Raw genomic sequence first — 22,316 nt, forward strand, 5'->3', positions numbered from 1 at the left:
ATAAAACAATTCAATTTTTAAAAATTTCCTTATTTTTGTGAAAGTAAAAAAGTAAAGATGAATACCTACAAAAACCCTTTAGAAGAACGCTATTCTAGCGAAGAAATGCTTTTTAATTTTTCTCACGACAACAAATTTCAAAATTGGAGAAAACTATGGATTGCTCTAGCCGAAATAGAAAAAGATTTAGGTCTAGACATTTCCGAAGAGCAAATCAACCAAATGAAAGACAAGGCTAAAGATATAGATTATACTAAATCCGCCGAATACGAAAAGCGTTTCCGCCACGATGTAATGGCACATGTACACACCTACGGAGATGTAGCACCACTAGCCAAGCCCATTATCCACTTAGGAGCTACTTCGGCTTTTGTGGGCGACAATACGGATTTAATCCAAATGCGAGACGGACTCCTTATCCTTAAAAAAAAGCTGGTTAATGTAATTAAAGGCTTGTCCGACTTCGCCTTAAAATACAAAGATTTACCAACTTTAGGCTTCACTCACTTCCAACCCGCACAGCTAACTACCGTGGGCAAAAGAGCCACCCTTTGGTTACAATCTTTAATCCTAGATTTTGAAGAACTAGAATTCTTCTTAGACACGCTTCGTTTCAGAGGAGTAAAGGGTACGACAGGAACTGCGGCTAGCTTCCTAGAACTTTTCAACGGAGATTACGAAAAAGTAAAAACACTTGACAAAGAACTATCCAAAAGATTCGGGTTTGATAAAGTTTTTGGCGTTTCTGGACAAACCTACGACAGAAAAATAGACGCTAAAGTAGTGGCTTTATTATCCAACATCGCCCAATCGGCTCACAAATTTACTAACGATTTAAGACTGTTACAAAATCTAAAAGAGATTGAAGAACCTTTTGAGAAAGACCAAATTGGCTCATCGGCAATGGCATATAAGAGAAACCCAATGCGTTCGGAGCGAATAGGGGCTTTGGCTAAATATGTAATGTCGCTATCTTCTAGTTCTGCAATGGTGGCTGCAACGCAATGGTTTGAAAGAACCCTAGACGACTCGGCTAACAAAAGACTAAGCATTCCACAAGCCTTCCTTGCGGTAGATGCCATTTTGTTGATTTGGAACAACATTATGAACGGACTGGTAGTTTACGAAAACAGAATCAACAAGCATATTATGGAGGAGCTTCCTTTTATGGCTACTGAGTACATTATTATGGAAGAAGTAAAGGCTGGAGGCGACAGACAGGAAATCCACGAAATCATCAGAGTTCACTCTATGGAAGCGAGCAAAAAGGTGAAAATGGAAGGTAAGGATAACGATTTGATAGAAAGAATAATGAACGATAATAGCTTAAAGCTAGACAAATCAAAACTTGCAGAAGTTTTAGACCCTAAAAACTTTATTGGATTTGCACCTATACAAACCGAAGAATTTATCAAAAATGAAGTTCAGCCAATATTAGATAAATATTCGGATATGGTGGGATTAAAGGCAGAACTGAAAGTCTAAAATAGTATCCGTAGAAGTTTAGTTTACATAAGGTCTAAAAGTGAGGCTTAGTGTAAAGCCTAAATTCTAAATAAATCCTCCCTCACTAAACAAAAAAATACTACCCTATCCCAAGAGTAGTATTTTTTTATTATTGATGCACCAACGCTCTGCAAACCCTGCAACCTCAACATTACTCCCTTTAGGGGCTATTTTTGAACCTATAACCTCTAATTTTAACCCTGCAACCTCAACATTATTCCCTCTAGGGGCTATTTTTGAACCTATAACCTCTAGAAACAGCTTGTCTTGTTGCTCAAAACCAACATTGGTACTCACTCTATATCCGCCATACACTTGGGTATCTGGTGGTAAGGCAAGTCGTTTGGTTTTAATGCTTTCAGCAGATTGTTTGTAATTGCCTTTTTTAATAAAACAGGTCAATAATACAAGGCTTTGCGATACTCATTACAATGCGATACTCAACAGAGCTGCATTTTTTGTATTTGGATACATTTAGCAATCGCCCTTATTATCGAATATCACAATAAAATTTTATCTTTGCAAAAAATAATTGAGAATGGCAGAGAGAAAGTTAATTACCGCAGCATTACCTTATGCTAATGGTCCCGTACATATAGGACACCTTGCTGGCGTGTACATACCGGCAGATGTTTACGCTAGATTCCAAAGAAGAACAGGCAAGGAGGTTGCCTTTATATGTGGGTCTGATGAACACGGCATTCCCATTACTATTAGAGCTAAAAAAGAAGGCGTAACGCCCCAAGATATTGTAGATAAATACCACTTAATCATAAAGAAATCTTTTGAAGATTTAGGAATTTCTTTTGACGAATATTCCAGAACTACCAGTGCAAAGCACTACGAAACAGCCTCTGAGTTTTTCCTTAAAATGTACGAGAACGGAAAGTTTACCGAGGAGGTTTCCGAACAATTTTATGATGAACAAGCAGGAGAGTTCCTAGCCGATAGATACATCGTGGGGACTTGCCCAAAATGTAGTAATGACAATGCCTATGGCGACCAATGCGAAAAATGTGGCTCTACCCTTTCTCCTACGGAACTTCTCAATCCTAAATCTATGCTTAGTGGGAATAGCCCTGTGCTAAAACCTACTAAAAACTGGTATCTTCCGCTAAACGAATACGAAGGATTTTTGAACCAATGGATTATTGAAGGACACCAGCACGACTGGAAGCCTAATGTTTACGGGCAAGTAAAATCTTGGCTTAACGAAGGCTTAAAACCTCGTGCAATGACCAGAGACCTCAACTGGGGTGTGCCTGTACCATTGCCAGATGCGGAGGGCAAAGTGCTTTATGTTTGGTTTGATGCTCCTATCGGATACATTTCGTTCACAAAAGAATGGGCAGAGAAGAACAATAAAGATTGGAAAGACTATTGGCAATCAGAAAATTCAGATTTAGTACATTTCATTGGGAAAGATAATATAGTCTTCCATTGTATTATTTTCCCTTCTATGATGAAGGCTCACGGCGACTACATTATGCCAAACAACGTCCCTGCATTTGAGTTTCTTAATCTAGAAAATGATAAAATTTCCACCTCTAGAAACTGGGCAGTATGGGCTCACGAATATGTGGCAGATTTCCCTGGACAACAAGATGTGCTTCGCTATGCATTATTGTCGTCTGCTCCCGAAACTAAAGATAATAACTTTACTTGGAAGGAATTTCAAACTAAAAACAACTCGGAATTGGTGGGTATTTTAGGAAACTTTATCAACCGAGTAGCCGTGCTTACTCACAAATATTACAACGGACGAGTGCCTAAAGGCAACACCAACGCAACAGAACTAGAAGAAATAAACAAAGCTGCAACAGAAATAAAAAACTATCTAGAGAAATTTGAGTTTAGAAACGCCCTGTCTGCACTTATGAATTTAGCGCGTTTTGGAAACCAATATCTGCAAACCGAAGAGCCTTGGAAAACCATCAAAACCGATGAAGCCAAAACAGCTAACACCCTATTTATAGGAACTCAAATTGCGGTAGCTTTAGCCCAACTGTCAGAACCTTTTATGCCGTTCAGTTCGGAGAAGTTGCTTAATATGTTTAATACCAAACTTTGCAACTGGTCTGAATTGGAGAACCAAAAAGTGCTTTTAGCAGAAGGACACCAAATTAACGAGCCAAGTTTGCTATTCTCTAAAATAGAAGACGAAACCATAGAAGCTCAAATCCAAAAATTAGAGCAAACCAAAATCAATAATAAAAAAACAAACCCTAACGCCAAGCCAATGAAAGACGAGATTACTTTTGACGATTTCACCAAAATAGACTTAAGAACCGCTACCATACTAGAAGCCGAAAAGGTAGAAAAAGCGGATAAGCTCCTCAAATTTAAGGTAGATACTGGGGTGGATATAAGAACTGTAGTTTCTGGTATTGCAGAGAGCTTTACACCTGAAGAATGTGTAGGCAAGCAAGTGATGATTTTATTAAATCTAACGCCTAGAAAAATAAGAGGTATCGAAAGCCAAGGTATGCTACTACTTACCACGAAGCCAGACGGCAAACTTTCTTTTGTTACGCCAGATGAGTCAGTAGATAACGGAGTAGAGATAGGATAAAATAAAAAGCGGTTTCAAAAATTTTTGAAATCGCTTTTTTTATACGGAATGTTACCTCAACAAAATATTTCTCTAAGCAAAAAATTAAGACAACTCTAATAAAATATTTTTCAACCTCAACAAAATTATTTATATTTGGAGGAACGATAATAACACTACTATGAATACAGAAAACCTAAAAATGATAGCTGAAACAGCTCGTGAGTTTGCAGAAAAAAATATCCGCCCATACATTATGGAATGGGACGAAAGCCAAACCTTCCCTGTGGAACTCTTCCGCCAATTAGGAGAAATGGGCTTTATGGGTATTGTAATTCCCGAAGAATACGGAGGCTCTGGATTATCTTACCACGAGTATGTAGCCATTTTAGATGAAATTTCTCAAGTAGATCCATCTATTGGGCTTTCTGTAGCAGCACACAACTCTTTATGTACTAATCATATCTACGAGTTTGGTAACGAAGAACAAAGAAAAAAATGGCTTCCAAAACTCGCTTCTGGTCAAGTTATCGGAGCGTGGGGGCTTACTGAACACAATACAGGTTCTGATGCAGGAGGTATGAATACCACTGCGGTAAAAGACGGCGATGAGTGGGTCATCAATGGAGCTAAAAACTTCATCACTCACGCTATTTCTGGAGATATTGCCGTGGTTATGACAAGAACAGGAGAAAAAAATACCTCTAATAATGCTACTGCTTTCGTTTTAGAGAAAGGTATGCCTGGGTTTAGTTCTGGAAAGAAAGAAAACAAACTGGGCATGAGAGCTTCCGAAACGGCAGAACTTATCTTTGATAATGTTCGTGTTCCAGACTCGCATCGTTTAGGACAGGTAGGCGAAGGGTTTAAACAAGCCCTTAAAATCTTAGATGGCGGAAGAATTTCCATCGCTGCTTTAAGTTTAGGTATTGCTAAAGGAGCTTACAAAGCTGCTTTAAAGTACGCCAAAGAAAGACATCAATTTGGACAGGCAATCGCCAACTTTCAAGCCATCAATTTTATGCTTGCTGATATGGCAACAGAGATAGATGCTGCCGAACTTCTTATACAAAGGGCTGCTACCCTAAAGAATGCTAAACAAAAAATGACGCGTGAGGGTGCTATGGCAAAACTCTACGCTTCGGAAGCGTGTGTAAGGATATCCAACAATGCATTGCAAATATTTGGAGGTTATGGCTATACCAAAGATTTCCCTGCTGAAAAATATTACAGAGATTCTAAACTGTGTACCATTGGTGAGGGGACTTCCGAAATACAAAAGCTAGTTATCGGTAGAGATATTATTAAATAAAAGAGTATTCAAAAAAGTAACTCTAAAAGCTCTCACCCACACACGTGAGGGCTTTTTTTAACCCTTTTTATTACCTCTCTCTTCTGTTTATTCAAATATAGTTATCTTTGCCTGTTGGTTATTCTTTTAGACCTTAATTTTATCAAATTATGAACATTACTTTTGCAGATTTTGAACTTCCCGAAAAAATACTAGATATTTTAGCCGATTTGGAACTATTTGAACCTACACCTATCCAACAGAAAAGCTTTAAACCAATACTTTCTGGCAGAGATATTATGGGGATAGCCCAAACAGGTACTGGTAAAACCCTAGCCTACCTATTACCTGTACTCAAAAATTGGAAATACAATAAATCTGGAAACCCTACTGTTTTAGTTTTAGTTCCCACTAGAGAACTTGTAGTTCAGGTAGCTGAAATTTTGGAGAAACTATGTGAAAAACTAAGTACAAGAATTATTGGCGTGTATGGTGGAAAAAACATCAACACCCAAAAGCTACTTTTTCATAATGGTTGTGATATTTTGGTAGGAACTCCAGGGCGAGTGATGGATTTAGCCATAGACAACGCTATTTCTTTAAAAGAAGTCCAAAAACTAATTATTGATGAGTTTGATGAGATGCTTAACTTAGGTTTTCGTCCTCAACTCACACACATCTTCGAAATGATGAGAGAAAAGCGACAAAACATTCTTTTCTCCGCAACAATGACTGATGCTGTTGATGAAATGCTAGATGAATATTTTGCCAATCCGATAGAAATTTCTTTAGCCAAATCGGGGACGCCACTGGAAAAAATACAGCAAATCGCTTTTAAGGTAACTAACTTTAATACTAAAATCAACTTCTTACAGCATCTTCTTGATAAAGATAAATCTATGTCTAAAGTGTTGATATTTTGTAACAATAAAAAACACGCCGACTATCTTTTCACTAAAATAGACGAAATCTACCCCGAAAGTTTTGATGTGATACACTCTAACAAGTCTCAAAACTATCGTCTAAGAGCGATGAAAAAATTTGAACAAGAAGAAGTCAGAGGGCTCATCACTACCGATGTAATGGCTAGAGGGTTAGATATATCAGACATCAGCCACGTGATTAATTTTGAAATCCCAGACATTCCAGAGCAATACATTCACCGTATTGGGCGTACAGGTAGGGCGGATAAAGACGGTATTGCACTTTCTTTCATCACAGAAAAAGAAGAAGCCTTATTTCTTGACATTGAAATCTTGATGAAAAAAGAAGTGGAAGTTCAGCCTATGCCAGAGGAAGTTAAAATCAATCCACAGAAAATAGCTTCGGAAAAAGAGGAAGTCAAAATGAAAAATCCTGTGGTGATAAAGCTTAATGAAGGAGGCGGTGCTTTCCACGAAAAGAAAGCCAAAAACAAGAAAGAAAATTGGGGCGGACCTAGTAAAAGAAAACCACCTAAAAAAATTGGAGCTAATAGAGCTCAACAAAAGGCAAAAACCAAAGCTAGAAAAAAGAAATAATATAAAAACTCCCTTGAGAATAGTGTTCTCAAGGGAGTTTTGCTTTTTTAATAAATCACCTCCTAATAGCTTACTCTACGATAAGTTGATATTCTTTTTCTATTGGATTATTTTTTCTTTTCAATTCATTTTGTATTTGCCGCCCCATCTCTTTGTAGTCTTGCTCCGTAAACTCCGAGCCGTCCTGTTTATACATTTTCCAATTATGAAGTTTGTAATTAGCGATTGGGTTATTATAATAGCTTTGGACAATGGCCAACCAACGATCTTCCTTAAGCCTTTCTATCTTCCCATCCATTACTGCAGAAGGCTCTACCCACTTAATTTCGTGTTGTTTCTCTATTGAAATCATTTGATATTTAAAATACTCCTCAATATCCTTTATTTCTAAAATAAATCCAGGTAACCCTCGAAATACATAAGGTCCAGACTGGATTGGAATTTCATTAGAAAACCAAGCCTCCCAATGCCTACCTCCATAATCTACGGTTGCTCTTTGGCAATGGTAGCCCAAAATGTCCTTCTTTTCTTTATGAATATTCCATTTCAACTGAACGAACTTCGGATATTCATAAATAAAACCGTCAAGATGCTTATAAAATAAAGACTTCCCTAACTCTGAAGAATTTTTCACAATATCCGAATAACGCGGGGTGATATACTGCTTTTGTTTTGGATTTTGACGGTTGATAGAATCAATAACATAGTATTTCTGATTTAAAAACTCCGATTCCTGACCCTTCTGTAATAATACCATATACTCCCTAATTCCCTCGTGCTTACTATTATATTTCATCTCAAAAGAATAGACCATCTTATAATTCTGTCCAAAACCGTAAATTATAAAACAAAATAAACCGATAAATCTAAGTATTATTTTCATAAAATATTCTTTAGACAAAAAAAGCCTTCCATAAATTATTGGAAGGCTGTACATAAATTTTACCTATCACCAGGAACTTCCATTTCCTCACTTTTTGTACAACCTGCACTACTATCACCAAAACAAGCAGAGCAAGAGCAATCATCACCAAAATGTCTCAAATTACAGCCATTTGGACAACCTTTGCATGTACATTTTTTATTTGAGATTAAGAATCCTTCTTTAGTTTTTGTTATTACCATACCTACCTTAACTGTATTATCTTTATTATTCCCTCTTAACATGTAATACTCCTTATTGAAGTCGTCTTTATCAAAATATACAATAACTTCCACATTAACTATATCCACCTTGTTATTTTTCTCATCAAAAAGATCTCGTTCAAGTATCCTCTTTATATCTTGCTTTGATAAATAAACGACATTTCCCCCTTTATCAATCCTATACATTTTAGGGATATCAGCATCCATATTAAAATAAGCCAAATCAAAGTCTCCCACTGAACTTTTAGAAAGTACAGACTCAAATTCCTTTGGTAAAGTACCTAACATCAATGAAAACATGAATAAAATTCCGAAAAAAGAAAAATACCTTTTCATAATAAAATAAATTTATTGGTTAATACACCATCAAAGGTAATTAGAAATGTATTAATATGCACCCGTTGTGCATTATGAAATGAAAAAAACAAGAGTTGTTTATTAGACTGAAAATCAGTATATTGTTTTTGCTATAAAACGATATAAATGAACAACTTAGAGCAAATATATGAAAGAATTTTGGAAGTTTTAGGACTTTTTTCAGAAAATCAACTGATTAGTTATCAGAGAAGAACACCTAAAATGAGCGATTTAGAAGTCATAAGTCTTAATATTACTGCTGAATACTTGAGTATTGATAGCGAATTACAGTTATTTAGAAAATTGCCAAACTCTCTGATAAACAAAATTGAAAGAAGTGTTTACAATAAGCGAAAACGAAGACTATCCCTACAAACAGAGCAAATTAGACAGCGTATTTCGATGGAGTTCAATGAGTTTGAAGATATTTTTATCGTTGATAGCATGCCAATGAAAGTTTGTGAAAACGCTCGTTCTACTCGTTCAAAAATTTGTAAAGAGCAATCCTATTCTTCACCAACATATGGTTATTGTGCTTCACAGAAATTATATTTCTATGGCTATAAACTACACGCAGTATGTTCTTTAAATGGTGTGATTAAGAATTTTGATATAAGCCCTGCATCCGTTCACGACATCCACTATTTAAAAGATATTGGTGAGCAAATGCGAAACTGTACTTTAATTGGAGATAGAGGCTATTTATCAGCAAAAGTTCAAATAGATTTATTTAACTATGCTAATATTAAATTAGATACACCAATGAGAAGTAATCAGAAAGATTATATTCCTCAATTTTCATTGTACAAGAAAAAGCGAAAACGAATTGAGACATTTTTCTCTCAACTTTGCGACCAATTTACGATTAAAAGAAACAATGCTAAAACTTTTGAAGGCTTTAAAACAAGGATAATCAGTAAAATAACCGCCGCAACGGTTATTCAATATATCAATAAATTTATCTTCCAAAGAAAATTAAATCATCTAAAAATCAGTATTATTTAAAATGCACAACGAGTATAATTAAACTAAAAAAGCGAGGAAATTCTCCTCGCTTTTGGTGCATTTACATTGCCTGCATCTTGAAACTCATAGACTCAATCACCTTTAGGATAGCTTCCACCGTATCCATAGAAGTGAGGCAAGGCACCCCGTTTTCTACCGACATACGGCGAATCTGAAACCCATCTCGCTCCGTTTTCTTACCTATGGTGGTGGTATTAACCACATATTGCACCTTTCCTTTTTGGATAAGATCTATCAAATTCACTTCCTCCTCGCCTATCTTGTAGCCTATTTTGGCTGGTATGCCTTTAGATTCAAAGAATTTCGCCGTTCCTTCCGTTGCCCAGATTCTAAAGCCTACCTCGTGGAACCTCCTCGCAAAAACAGCCGCTTCCTCTTTGTGCTTATCTGCTACCGTAAAGAGTATCGCTCCGTGGGTCGGCACTTTTCTACCTGCGGCTATCATTCCCTTATAAAGGGCTTTTTCTAAGGTAACATCTTTCCCCATCACTTCGCCTGTGGATTTCATCTCTGGTCCTAAAGAAATATCCACTTTAGTCAGTTTAGAGAACGAGAATACCGGTACTTTCACAAAAACGCCGTCCTTATTCGGCACGAGCCCATTAGTATAACCTTGCGAGGCTAAAGATTTGCCCAATATCGCCTTAGTGGCAAGGTTTGCCATAGGCACATCGGTAATTTTAGAAAGGAAAGGCACCGTTCTGGAGGAACGAGGATTAACTTCAATCACAAATACCTCTCCGCTTTGGTCTATCACATACTGAATATTCATCAATCCCACAACATTAAGCCCCTTCGCTAATCGTATAGTATAGTCTTCTAAATCGTGGATTTGTTTTTCCGTAAGATTTTGTGGCGGATACACCGCAATAGAGTCGCCAGAATGTACCCCTGCCCTTTCGATATGCTCCATAATTCCTGGTATTACCACCGTTTCGCCGTCCGAAATCGCATCTACCTCTACCTCTTTACCCGTTACATAACGGTCTATCAGTACAGGGTGTTCTGGGCTGGCATCTACGGCGTGTTCCATATAATGGGTAAGCTCTTGCTCGGTATAGACAATCTCCATCGCCCTACCGCCCAATACATAGCTCGGACGCACCAAAACAGGATAACCAATTTCATTCGCTATGGCAATCGCCTCCTCTTTTGAAGTGGAAGTTTTACCCAAAGGCTGAGGAATACCCAATTCTTGAAGGGCTTTTTCAAACTTATCTCGGTTTTCTGCACGGTCTAAATCTTCCAAAGAGGTTCCTAAAATTTTAACCCCGTGAGCCGATAGTTTGTCCGCTAAGTTAATTGCGGTTTGTCCACCAAACTGAACCACCACTCCTTTAGGTTTTTCAAGTTCAATAATATTCATCACATCTTCCTCTGTGAGCGGTTCAAAGTAGAGTTTATCCGAAATAGAGAAATCGGTGGATACGGTTTCGGGATTGTTGTTGATGATAATGGCTTCGTAGCCCATCTCTTTAATCGCCCAAACGGAATGCACGGTGGCATAGTCAAACTCTACCCCTTGCCCAATACGGATAGGTCCTGAACCTAAGACCACAATACTCTCTTTTTCCGTTACTACGCTTTCGTTTTCATCCTCGTAAGTACCGTAGAAATAAGGTGTTTCACTCTCAAACTCTGCCGCACAAGTATCTACCATTTTATAGACTGGCATAATGGCGTTTTCTTTTCGGAAATTGAAAACTTCCCTCTGGGTAACGCCCCAAAGGTGTGCAATGTTTAAATCCGAGAAGCCTAACTTTTTAGCTTCTTTAAGCGTTTCGGCATTGAATTTATTTTCGGCAATGACTTTCTCAAAGTCCACCAGTTTTTTAAGTTTCCAAATGAAGAATTTATCAATCTTGCTCCATTCTACAATTTGCTCCCAATCGTAGCCTCTCCTCAACGCATCACCAATGATGAACAATCGCTCGTCATCGCAAACTCTTATGCGTCTTTCTATTTCTTCTGGCGTAAGCTGTGCCGCTTGTTTGGTTTTTAATCCTAAGTGTCTGATGCCTGTCTCCAACGAGCGAATAGCCTTCTGTAAAGACTCCTCGAAGTTTCGCCCAATCGCCATTACTTCGCCAGTGGCTTTCATTTGAGTGGAAAGGCGGCGGTCTGCCGTTTCAAATTTATCAAATGGAAATCTTGGGATTTTGGTAACCACATAGTCTAATGCCGGTTCAAAACACGCATAAGTTTTGCCCGTAACGGGGTTCATAATTTCGTCTAAGGTAAGCCCCACCGCTATTTTAGCCGCTATCTTGGCAATTGGATAGCCCGTTGCCTTACTCGCCAACGCCGAAGAACGAGACACCCTCGGATTAACCTCAATGATATAATAATTGAACGACTGTGGGTCTAAAGCCAACTGGACATTACAGCCGCCCTCAATCCCCAAAGCTCTAATAATCTTCAGCGAGGCGTTTCTCAACAGTTGATACTCTCTATCTGAAAGCGTCTGAGAAGGAGCTACCACAATAGAGTCGCCTGTATGTACACCTACTGGATCTATGTTTTCCATATTACATACTACAATGGCGTTATCGTTGGCATCACGCATCACTTCGTACTCTATCTCTTTAAATCCTGCAATAGATTTCTCTATCAAACATTGGGTTACAGGGCTGTATTTAAGCCCATTCGCCACAATTTCTTTAAGCTCTGTTTCATCGGAAGCGATACCGCCCCCCGTTCCGCCCATCGTGAAGGCAGGACGAACAATCACCGGATAGCCAATCGTATTGGCAAAAGTGAGGGCTTGTTCTACCGTATTCACAATATCCGATTCTGGGACTGGCTCTCCGAGTTCTCGCATCAGTTCACGGAATAAATCTCGGTCTTCGGCTTGGTTAATTGCTGAAAGTTTAGTTCCTAAAACTTCTACTTTGCACTCTTCTAATATCCCTGATTTTTCTAATTCTACCGCCATATTAAGCCCTGTTTGCCCGCCCAGTGTTGGCAACAAAGCATCGGGTCTTTCTTTGCGAATAATCTGGCTGACAAACTCCAAGGAAATAGGCTCGATATAGACTTTATCGGCTATTTCTACATCGGTCATTATGGTGGCAGGATTGGAGTTGATGAGTATCACGCGGTAACCTTCTTCTTTTAGAGAAAGACACGCCTGTGTTCCCGAATAATCAAACTCGGCGGCTTGTCCGATGATGATTGGTCCTGAACCAATTACTAATATTGTTTTTATATCTGTTCTTTTCATTTTTATTTTTATTAGAATTTAAAGGTCATTAAAGTTTACAAATACTAGCAATCATGATTTTCGTAATTCAAGTTTTCTAACTTTTGCTCATAAACTTCCTTTTCTTTAGGCTGAAATTTCTCTTGAATCAGCTCCACTTTTAATTGCTTTTTGGTATCAGGGCTTATCCACAAACCACTAAAACCTTTTTTCGTTCTTTGCAGTATCAACACTCCAGTAACCCCTTCTTCCACTAAAACAAATTGATTTCTATCATTGTTGTTTACACCCAGTTGTATCCATTTATCACTACCATAGCTGTACATTCCCATATAATAAAGGTCTCCTGTACATCCGTTATCTTCTGATTGTAGATACATGGTTATTGGAGTTTTACCATCCATAACTCCTTTATACAAATAGAAATTCTTTTTTTGCCCAAAACCTTGAAAAAAAGCTCCTACAAGGAATGCTAACACTAATATTATTCTCATTTTATTTACTTTTAATGGTTATTTTTCCATTCTTTCATCATCTCCACAAACTCATCGAACAGATAGTTGGCATCTTCCGGTCCCGGACTGGCTTCGGGGTGATACTGCACTGAGAAACAAGGGTATTTTTTATGACGCACGCCTTCGTTGGTTCTATCATTAAGGGCGATGTGGGTTTCTTCTAAATCGGTATTTTTAAGGCTTTCTTGGTCAATAGCGTAGCCGTGATTTTGGGACGTCATCGCCACCTTATTGGTTCTCAAATCCAAAACAGGATGGTTGCCTCCCCTATGCCCAAATTTCAGTTTGAACGTTTTAGCCCCACAAGCCAAGCCAACCACCTGATGCCCCATACATATCCCAAAAATAGGCACTTTACCCAAAAGTTTCCGCACCGTTTCGTGAGCGTGAGGCACATCTTGCGGGTCGCCCGGACCATTGGAAAGCATAATACCATCTGGTGCCATTAGTAGGATTTCTTCCGCCGTAGTATCGTGGGAAACCACCGTAATATCGCAGTTTCTTTGGGATAGCTCTCTAATGATTCCCAACTTGGCTCCAAAGTCGATTAGTACTACTTTAAACCCTCGCCCCGGTGCAGAAAAAGGCGTCTTGGTCGATACCGTTTCGATTTGGTTGGTCGGAAGCGATTGGGCTTTCAGCTCGGCTATTATTTGGTTTTCGTCGGCTTCCATATCGACAATTCTGCCTTTGAGTACGCCGTGATTGCGAATGATTCGGGTCAGTTTTCGGGTATCAATCCCCGAAATTCCTGCAATGCCTTTTTTACTGAAAAACTCCTCTAAAGCCATTTGAGAACGAAAGTTGGAAGGCAAATCACACACCTCCTTCACAATAAGTCCTTTAATAGAAGGTTCTATACATTCGTAATCATCGCGATTGATGCCGTAATTCCCAATAAGCGGATAGGTCATACACACTATTTGTCCACAATAAGAAGGGTCGGAAATGAGTTCCTGATAGCCCGTCATTCCTGTATTGAAAACCACTTCGCCCTCGGTGTTAAGGTTTGCACCAAATCCCCTACCGTGAAGCACTTCCCCTGATTCTAAAATTAGTTTCTTTTTCATTTTTAACTTTTAGATTTATATAGTTTAAAAAACCAATTCCATTAGTTTTTAGATAAATTATACGGTTTTAAATGCTACCCCTTTGTCTTCCAAAGCCTGTTTTAGGATAGCCATTCGGACGTAAACGCCGTTCTCCATTTGCTTAAATATTCTGGATTGAGGGCTTTCCACCAAATCCGTCTCTATTTCCACCCCTCTATTGATAGGAGCCGGATGCATAATGATAGAAGTTGGTTTCATTTGAGCGGCTCTTTCTTTAGTCAGACCATATTTTTGGTGGTATTTGTCCAAAGAGAGTTTCATTCTCTCCCCGTGTCTTTCGTGCTGAATGCGAAGAAGCATCACCACATCAACCTCTTTTACAAGCGTATCTATAGGCAGATAAGTTCCGTTGATAAATTCGGCTTCATCAAACCAATCTTCCGGCCCCGAAAAATAAACTTTTGCTCCAAGTCTTCTTAATGCTTCTGCATTAGAGTTAGCCACTCTGCTGTGTTTAACATCACCTACAATCCCCACTTTTAATCCTTCAAACTTTTTAAACTCCTGATAAATCGTCATCAAATCCAACAAAGATTGTGAAGGGTGGTTACCCGTGCCGTCTCCTCCGTTAATTATAGGAATGTTAATAGTCTCCAACTCCCTAAAGAAAAAGTCTTGACTATGGCGAATGACCACTAAATCAACTCCAATACTTTCCAAAGTTTTTACCGTATCGTAAAGCGTTTCGCCTTTGTTTACCGAACTTGTAGAGACATCAAAAGGCACCACATTGAGTCCTAATTTCCTTTCGGCTACATCAAAACTTGTTTTGGTTCTCGTACTGTTTTCAAAGAAAAGATTAGACACATAAACTTCTTGTTGGCTTTTAACTATTCTACCATTGGCAAACCCTTGCGCCTCCTCTAAAAGAGACCTAATTTTCTCTGTAGATAAATCTGAAATTGTAAGCATAACTTAAAAAAATTATAAAAAAAAACGAAGCCAATGGCTTCGTTCTAATAATAACAATATCTTTGTGAAGGACCTTGCCCTTCGGTTTTCAAATTAAATATGTTCTCTAAGTGACACATTAAACGCAAATATATAATATTTTTTCTATTTTCCAAATAGAGAAAAAGAAGAAAAACTTTATATCCCTGATAAACAAAACCATAATAATTATCCACATCTAAGATGTTTGTTTAAAATTTATCTAATTATATTTGCACGAGCGTTTTTAATTAGTTATGAGAAGAAAAATATCACTCATCTACACTGGAGGGACAATAGGTATGGAAAAAAACTATACCACTGGTAGTCTACATCCTTTTAATTTCAATCATATTTTTGATAAAATCCCTGAAATTAATTTATTGGAGTGTGAGGTGCATGTAACTTCTTTTGAAACTCCAGTAGATTCCTCCGATATGGGCATAAACGAATGGAAAACTATTGCTAAATACATAGAAGAACAGTATTCTGAATTTGACGGTTTTTTAATTCTACACGGTACAGATACTATGTCTTATACAGCATCTGCCCTTAGTTTCATGCTTAAAAACCTTAACAAACCCGTTATTTTAACTGGTTCACAACTGCCCATTGGAGACCTTAGAACAGACGCCAAAGAAAATTTACTAACTAGCCTCTACTACGCCAGTTTGTACGAAGATGACAAAGCAGTAATACAAGAAGTAGCCATCTATTTTGAATATAAACTCCTACGAGGTAATAGAACTCTTAAATATTCCGCTGAATATTTTGATGCTTACCACAGCCCTAATTACCCAATACTTGGGCAGTCCGGCGTACATCTTAATGTAGATAAAGAGGTACTTTTAAGACCTAAATTCGAAACTTTTAGTGTGGATTACCATATATCAGAAGAGGTATTCTTCCTTAGAATTTTCCCTGGTATGAACTGGAACTATCTGCCCAGTTTAGATAATGTTAAAGTACTTATTCTTCAAGTTTTTGGCTCTGGAACTATCTTCAATAATAAACAAACCATAGAGACTCTCAAAAGAATTAGAAATAATAATACAGAAATTGTGATTATTAGCCAATGTATTTCGGGTGAAATCTCCTTTGGAAAGTACGAAAACAGTAATATATTTAGTGAAATAGGAGCTATTAGTGGTAGGGATATGACCGCTGAAGCCGCAATTACTAAAGCAATGCATATTGTAGGTAATCCTATGTATTCTAACGAAAGTTTTAGCAATGTTTTTTCCAAAAATATTTGTGGAGAAATGGCGGAATAGATTATTTTTTCTATATTTGCAATTCAATTTTAGAGAGGTGTCCGAGTGGTTGAAGGAGCTACCCTGGAAAGGTAGTATACGGGTAACTGTATCGAGGGTTCGAATCCCTTCCTCTCTGCGAAAATCCCTGTAAGAAATTAAATTACAGGGATTTACATTTTAAAGTGCTAATTTAGGTGCTAAAAGTATTTTCTTATTACTATCCTAAAAAATAATTAAGTATGAATGTCATGCTTTATATTTCTAGTTTCAACATAGTTTTAAAAAGTAATTAATGAAGAGATTAAATTTACCGTTCAAATCAATTAAATAATTCTTTCTCATCATTATTCTCTATTGCGATGATAACCTCTTTGCTTTTACCTTTTGATTTCAATTCAATATCATCAAGATAGTTTTCACCGAGTTGTTTTTTTAAATAAGTAATTTCTTCCAAGAAAGAGCGAATAGAATGTTTATCATCTGACAATTCCTGCCCTCCAATACGCCTAATACTTCCAATAGACAATGTATGATAATAGCGTAAATCCTTTATGAGCATTTGAATAAAATTTAGATTTTCATAATTCAAATTCTTTAAAATTTTAAGTGATTTTTTCAAGTTAATCTCAGCTTTCTGCTCTAAAGATATTTCCGTTCTACCCATTTTATACTTGGGTTTAAATTCTTTTACTTCTTCATATAATCCCCAAAAAATAGAAGAAAGTTTTAAAGTTGGTTCGTTAATCTTACATTCTATTTTTTGTAAAAGTTCTTCAAAGTCAATTTCTCTAATAATTTTGTTTTCATTCTTTCCAACTGTTTGGGCAAATAAACTCAAACCTTTTCGTCTTAAAACATTTAACTCATATTCAGAATAACTTTTTGCTGTTTTTACGCGTGGCGGTAATTCACTTATTTTTTTAATAATTTCTGGGTGCTTATTTTGTAAATCAGCATAAAGGTTTCTAATTTTTGTTATAGTATTAACTTCACCTTCTTCCTGTGGATTACTATTGATTCTTGAGCCTAATGAAGCGGGAGTAGGTTCTTCATCCTCATCAAAAATTTTAGCATCTTCTCCCAAAGCATTATGAATTAAAAACATTTTTTGTTGAGCTATCTCTCTTGATTTTACAATATCAGCTCCTTTCAATGAAGGAAAGAAATTAAGAATAAATAGTTCATCGTAAACTTTTGAACCAATACGATTGATTCGCCCTACACGCTGAATAACCCGTGTCGGATTCCATGGAATGTCATAGTTAATAATAACACCTGCTCTATTGAGATTAAATCCTTCAGATAACTTGTCAGAGGTTAATAAAATTTTAAAATGATTGGTTTTCAATCCCCTATTATATTGGGCATTAAAATCACTGTTTAAATGCCTTGCCAAATCTTTGGATACTTTACCATCACAAACTAATACCTCATTTTTGAATTCTGATTTAAATCGTTTTTCAAGGTGATGGATTGTATCTACATATTCTGAAAATAAAATAATTTTTCTGTTCGGCTCATTTGCTAAAAGATGTTTGATTTTTCGGATAATTTCTTCCTGTTTAGGGTCATTCTCTACTAATCTTAAATCTTTCAGTCGCTTTTGAATATCTTTAAATAATTGAATATCCGAATCTATATCATCTAAAAACTCTTGTCGTCTATGAAAAGTATCAACATTATAAACTTCAGTATTTTTAGGAGTTTTTCGCTTGAGATCTCCCGCTGCATACTTCTCTAGATTGGCTTCAATTTCTTCCAATTCAAAGTCTTTTATTCTATCAATAAAAGATCTGTCTAAAATAAACTTACCCGTTTTGTCAACAAAATCTTTTACCAATAAATGTACTTGCAAGAATCTTTCTATGGATTTTTCAAAAGAACCAAACGAAGATTCAAATCGTTTCACTAAAATACGACGCATAAAATCGTACAAGTTTTTCTGTTGGTTGTATTGTCGGTTTCCAAATTCATCAAGCTTATCACTCAATATTTTTTCATAACTGAACGGCTGATAAATGGCACCAGTAAAAACACCATTCTCAGCAAAATATTTACTGATGATACTGTCATAAAATTCATCTTGTTCCTTATCTAAATAATAAAAAACTTCCTCAGGATCTTTCACTTCCGACAAATCTCCTACTTCTTTTGCGTAAATATAATCTTGTTTTAAATCCAAACGATTTCTACGAATTACTACTGGACTAATAATGCGTTTGATATCGTTTGAAAGGCGTTTCGTTTGAGCTTTTACTTTCTTAATATCAATCGGGAGATTTTCATCTATCATTGTAGTATAATAGCTTTCTGCTTGTTTTCTTTTTTTATCATCCGAAGAATTCCAATTTTTAAAAATGACAGACAACTGTTTATATTCATAATTTAAGCGACTGAACTTACCTGCGAGATTATCCTCTAAAGATATCGTTGATTTACCTGGAACAATAAATAGTTTTAATAAAGAAAAAATGTCTGCTGGAGAATTATTGAAAGGTGTTGCAGATAATAGAATTACTTTTTTACCACGACAAATCATTGATAAAGCTTCATAATCAGATGTATCCTGATTACGAAAATAATGGGCTTCATCTACTATCACTACTTCAAAATCTCTTCCTTCAATGTTATCTGCTATTCTATCAATTATTCCACGACTGTATACCTGCCAATTATGTAATCCGAATTTTTCAAGATATTCCCACCAACCACTGTCCTTTTTTTCAGGGTCGCCAATTAATCCAGGAGGACAAATAATGATGCCTCGTTTATTCATCTGTCGGGCAATCATAGACGCAATCACTGATTTACCCAAACCTACTACGTCCGCAATGATACAACCGTTGTGTTCTTTTATCATTTGAATCGCCTGATTTACTGCATCTGACTGATAACTGAACTTCTTAAGATCAATTTTTTCCAATAAAGTATCTAAATCTACTTCTTCATTCTCCTGATTTTGTAGGTCGAGATATGTTTTTATAACCAAACAATACGCTTCAAAAGGTGTAATTGTAGCAACTTGTGTTTTATTTTTAATAAAATCAATCAATATTTTGCGATTATCCAGATGCTCAGTAATTGGAGTTGCCCGCTCCCATAATTCATCAAAATACTGAACTGCATCTGCATATCCATAATCTTTAATTTCTACATTAAATTCTTCTTGATTATGTAGTCCCGAACGTGTTAAATTACTACTTCCTGTTATAAATTGTCCAGGCATACCTTGTTTTTCTGCCTGATCTTCATTTAGATGGAAGAGATATAATTTTGCGTGATTGGGATTTTCTGTTTTACGAATTTCCAATCTGTTTTCTTCAATCATTTGTACAAAAAATCCCACTTGATTGTAAAATTCTTCTGTATCCATTTCTTCATTGTTCAAAGCAAAACCAAGTGATACAAGATATTTCTGAAACTCTTCATCTCTTGAGCTGTCTTCTTCATCTTTTTCTGCATATTCAATGATATTGCCTAAATAATTACAAACTTGTAACCCCACTAACAATTTTAATTTTTGTTGAGGATTTTTTTGAAGACTTAAGTAGATATCTGACCATCCTGAAAAATAAAAATAACCTACTAGAAATTTCAGCTCATCACTAATGGAAATCAAAGTATTCAATCTTCCTTTTAGTGTTTTTTGTTGTTTATTATTGGTAATAAAATTATTCGACATTGTATTTAGTGATAAAGTAATGGATATATTGTTTTAAATACGTCCCTAAATAATAGGGCAAATTCATTAACAAGTAAGGTTTCCCTTCTGGTGTAACGGTTTCTTCAATGTTGAATTTTCCTCCATACATTCTGACTGCGAATTGATGAGGGGTTTGATTCACAAATTGATGCAAGGATTTCAAACTTCCCGTTTTCCCCGATTTAATTTCAATAGGAATCATGAATTTTCCGTGGGCAATGAGCAAATCTACCTCTGCTGATGATTGCGTTTTGTCCCGAACCCAAAAATTGGTCTTTTTGTAATCTGTAGTATTCAAAGACAAAACTTCCTGATTAACAATATGGGGTATAATCGCTCCTTTGTATGCTTCGCTAAGGTCTTTCATTAGCAATAAATCGGCTTGAATATTCAGATCAAAATTTAAAATTCCTGTATCCAAAAATTGTAATCGTGGCGATTTTTTGTAATCTGGAAGAATTGGCGGCTCTACATTGGTACAAGGATAAATTACCTGAATGACCTTTGCGGCATCTAAATTATTAAATGCCTCGCTCACTTCCCTCGACTTATAATTAGAGTGTCCGAAATTTTGAAATTTAATCCGTTGGTCAACAAATGATGCAGCGGTATTTACGATATGTTTCATCACATTTTCTTCCGATTTACTATCTGCGTATTTTATCACATCATCTTTGTAGGTATTCCAAATACTTTCATAAATCTGTGGAAGTGCTAATAAATCTTTATGAGCAACATAGTTGGCAACAATTTCTGGCATTCCTCCGATAATACAATAGGTGTGGAACTCTTTCATCAAAAGTTCGTGGGCAATGTCGTCAACGGGAACATTCCGAAATCGTTCCAACAAATTATTTTTCCCCTGTGCTTCAAGATATTCCTGAAAATTTAAAGGAAACAAATACAGATAATTAATCCTACCTACTGGATAATTTTTAGTTTTCTTTAAGGTATGCTCCAGCAAAGAACCCGCAGCAATGACATTCAATTCTGGCAAGTCCTCATAAAAATAACGCAAAAAAGAAATTGCTTTTTCGGATTCCTGGATTTCATCAATAAAAAGCAGTGTATTTGGGAAATCTTTTGGGGAGATTTCATTTTTTAATGCCAAAAAATTGACCAATTCCTGTACACTATTACTTCGTTCTACGAGACTTGCATCTTCGCTTTTTTCTAAATTAAGCTCTATAAAATGGGTATAACTTTCCCCTAAACTGCGAACCAAGGTCGTTTTTCCTACTTGTCGAGCTCCTCTTAGTATCAACGGTTTGGCATTAGAACTCGTTTTCCATTGAACCAACTCATCGAAAATATGTCGTTTAAAATTCATTCTTATCATAAAACAAACCCAAATTTACTAAAATTCTGTAACAAAACAAAGGTAATTTTTATTTTATTTTGTAACAAAACAAAGGCAATTTTTCTAATAACTTAATTTCTGCCTTTTTACAAAACTACTTACAGTCAATCTGTGGACATTTAAAATTCTACCTATTGCGGAATAGGAAACTTTTTTATCAAGCAATTCTTGAATCTTTTTTTCCTGCCCCGTAAGTTTGGTTTTAGCAGATTTACTTCCCAATGGACGACCGAGAACAACACCTTCTGCCCGCTTTCTTGCCAATGCTTCTTTGGTTCTTTGAGAAATAAGATTTCTTTCAATTTCTGCCGAAAGACCAAAAGCAAATGCTAAAACTTTGGAATTGATATCACTTCCTAAACGGTAATTATCTTTTATTGTCCAAACCTGAATATCACGATTCATACATTCATTTAGAACACCCATAATCATTAATAGATTTCTTCCCAAACGGGAAAGTTCAGAGCAAATAAGTATATCTCCTTTTTTCATTTTTTTGAGAAGCTTACCTAGTTTTCGATCATCTACATTTTTAGCTCCTGATATGGTTTCTTCAATCCATTTATTCACTATTATTTCTTGTCTTTCGCAAAAATGGTTAATTTCAAATCTTTGATTTTCTACAGTTTGCTTGTCTGTACTTACCCTAATGTATCCGTAAATCATATTAAATTGTTTAAGTTATTATTCAGTTTTGGTTTAAATTAAATGTTAACTGTCTAAAATAAATATAAACAATAAATATAGCAGCAAGTTCAGCGTTTATTTTAGACAAAATGCTACAAAATGCAATTTTAGCACAAGTGAAAGCTGGATAATTTTAAGTGAAATAGAGCAAAGG

16 protein-coding genes and 1 tRNA gene are annotated in these 22,316 nt (G+C 36.3%); 7 read left to right on the forward strand and 10 right to left on the reverse strand.

The annotated features are described in order from the left end of the window. Positions 1-57 precede the first annotated feature (57 nt). A complete protein-coding gene (gene purB / locus VIX88_RS02320; RefSeq protein ID WP_064971061.1) occupies positions 58-1,485 on the forward strand; it encodes an adenylosuccinate lyase in 1,428 nt (475 codons plus the stop codon). Positions 1,486-1,590: 105 nt separating this feature from the next. Here purB and VIX88_RS02325 read toward each other — a convergent pair whose 3' ends face one another. Continuing rightward, positions 1,591-1,908 (reverse strand): hypothetical protein, encoded by a 318-nt coding sequence (locus VIX88_RS02325; RefSeq protein WP_214193996.1) that lies wholly within the window; start codon positions 1,906-1,908, stop codon positions 1,591-1,593. Positions 1,909-2,044: 136 nt separating this feature from the next. Between VIX88_RS02325 and metG the strand changes: the two genes are divergently transcribed. The 3 genes from metG (at position 2,045) to VIX88_RS02340 (ending at position 6,868) form a co-directional block, all read left to right on the forward strand. After that, on the forward strand, positions 2,045-4,078 hold the full coding sequence (gene metG / locus VIX88_RS02330) for a methionine--tRNA ligase (protein WP_064971062.1): 2,034 nt from the start codon (positions 2,045-2,047) through the stop codon (positions 4,076-4,078). Between the two features lie 160 nt (positions 4,079-4,238). Beyond that, on the forward strand, positions 4,239-5,369 hold the full coding sequence (locus VIX88_RS02335; RefSeq protein ID WP_052910783.1) for an acyl-CoA dehydrogenase family protein: 1,131 nt from the start codon (positions 4,239-4,241) through the stop codon (positions 5,367-5,369). A gap of 149 nt (positions 5,370-5,518) precedes the next feature. Beyond that, positions 5,519-6,868 carry a DEAD/DEAH box helicase gene (locus VIX88_RS02340; protein ID WP_064971063.1) on the forward strand — a complete coding sequence of 450 codons (1,350 nt, stop codon included), beginning with the start codon at positions 5,519-5,521 and terminating at the stop codon, positions 6,866-6,868. Between the two features lie 70 nt (positions 6,869-6,938). Here the strand turns inward: VIX88_RS02340 and VIX88_RS02345 are convergent, their stop codons facing one another. Together VIX88_RS02345 and VIX88_RS02350 are read right to left on the reverse strand one after the other, a co-directional pair. Then, positions 6,939-7,751, reverse strand: a complete 813-nt coding sequence (locus tag VIX88_RS02345) for a GLPGLI family protein (protein WP_064968439.1) — start codon at positions 7,749-7,751, stop codon at positions 6,939-6,941. 59 nt (positions 7,752-7,810) lie between these two features. Continuing rightward, positions 7,811-8,350, reverse strand: a complete 540-nt coding sequence (locus tag VIX88_RS02350; protein WP_041321109.1) for a hypothetical protein — start codon at positions 8,348-8,350, stop codon at positions 7,811-7,813. A 147-nt stretch (positions 8,351-8,497) separates the two neighbouring features. Between VIX88_RS02350 and VIX88_RS02355 the strand changes: the two genes are divergently transcribed. Further along, positions 8,498-9,376: an IS982-like element ISRa1 family transposase gene (locus VIX88_RS02355; protein ID WP_222535137.1), complete on the forward strand. Its 879-nt coding sequence runs from the start codon at positions 8,498-8,500 to the stop codon at positions 9,374-9,376. Between the two features lie 61 nt (positions 9,377-9,437). Here the strand turns inward: VIX88_RS02355 and carB are convergent, their stop codons facing one another. The 4 genes from carB to VIX88_RS02375 are packed head-to-tail and all read right to left on the reverse strand — an operon-like array spanning position 9,438 to position 15,138. Beyond that, positions 9,438-12,620, reverse strand: coding sequence for a carbamoyl-phosphate synthase large subunit (gene carB, locus VIX88_RS02360; RefSeq protein WP_153926465.1), 3,183 nt, complete (start codon positions 12,618-12,620; stop codon positions 9,438-9,440). A gap of 44 nt (positions 12,621-12,664) precedes the next feature. After that, complete coding sequence (locus tag VIX88_RS02365; protein WP_064970514.1) at positions 12,665-13,093, reverse strand: hypothetical protein; 429 nt, start codon at positions 13,091-13,093, stop codon at positions 12,665-12,667. 11 nt (positions 13,094-13,104) lie between these two features. Next, complete coding sequence (carA, locus tag VIX88_RS02370; protein ID WP_064970515.1) at positions 13,105-14,184, reverse strand: glutamine-hydrolyzing carbamoyl-phosphate synthase small subunit; 1,080 nt, start codon at positions 14,182-14,184, stop codon at positions 13,105-13,107. Positions 14,185-14,241: 57 nt separating this feature from the next. Next, a complete protein-coding gene (locus tag VIX88_RS02375) occupies positions 14,242-15,138 on the reverse strand; it encodes an aspartate carbamoyltransferase catalytic subunit (protein ID WP_064970516.1) in 897 nt (298 codons plus the stop codon). Positions 15,139-15,413: 275 nt separating this feature from the next. On the opposite strand from VIX88_RS02375, the gene VIX88_RS02380 reads away from it, so the two are divergent. Together VIX88_RS02380 and VIX88_RS02385 are read left to right on the forward strand one after the other, a co-directional pair. Continuing rightward, positions 15,414-16,430, forward strand: coding sequence for an asparaginase (locus VIX88_RS02380; protein WP_109475072.1), 1,017 nt, complete (start codon positions 15,414-15,416; stop codon positions 16,428-16,430). A gap of 31 nt (positions 16,431-16,461) precedes the next feature. After that, positions 16,462-16,548, forward strand: a tRNA-Ser gene (locus VIX88_RS02385). Between the two features lie 183 nt (positions 16,549-16,731). Here the strand turns inward: VIX88_RS02385 and VIX88_RS02390 are convergent. The 3 genes from VIX88_RS02390 to VIX88_RS02400 all read right to left on the reverse strand — a co-directional run bounded on the left by VIX88_RS02390 (position 16,732) and on the right by VIX88_RS02400 (position 22,141). Next, positions 16,732-20,094 (reverse strand): helicase-related protein, encoded by a 3,363-nt coding sequence (locus VIX88_RS02390; RefSeq protein ID WP_214193997.1) that lies wholly within the window; start codon positions 20,092-20,094, stop codon positions 16,732-16,734. Beyond that, positions 20,084-21,445, reverse strand: a complete 1,362-nt coding sequence (locus VIX88_RS02395; RefSeq protein WP_064970532.1) for an ATP-binding protein — start codon at positions 21,443-21,445, stop codon at positions 20,084-20,086. Before VIX88_RS02395 ends, VIX88_RS02390 begins: the two co-directional genes overlap by 11 nt. A 93-nt stretch (positions 21,446-21,538) precedes the next feature. Further along, positions 21,539-22,141: a master DNA invertase Mpi family serine-type recombinase gene (locus VIX88_RS02400; protein WP_064970518.1), complete on the reverse strand. Its 603-nt coding sequence runs from the start codon at positions 22,139-22,141 to the stop codon at positions 21,539-21,541. Positions 22,142-22,316 lie beyond the last annotated feature (175 nt).

Source organism: Riemerella anatipestifer (assembly GCF_035666175.1).
Classification (GTDB): domain Bacteria; phylum Bacteroidota; class Bacteroidia; order Flavobacteriales; family Weeksellaceae; genus Riemerella; species Riemerella anatipestifer_D.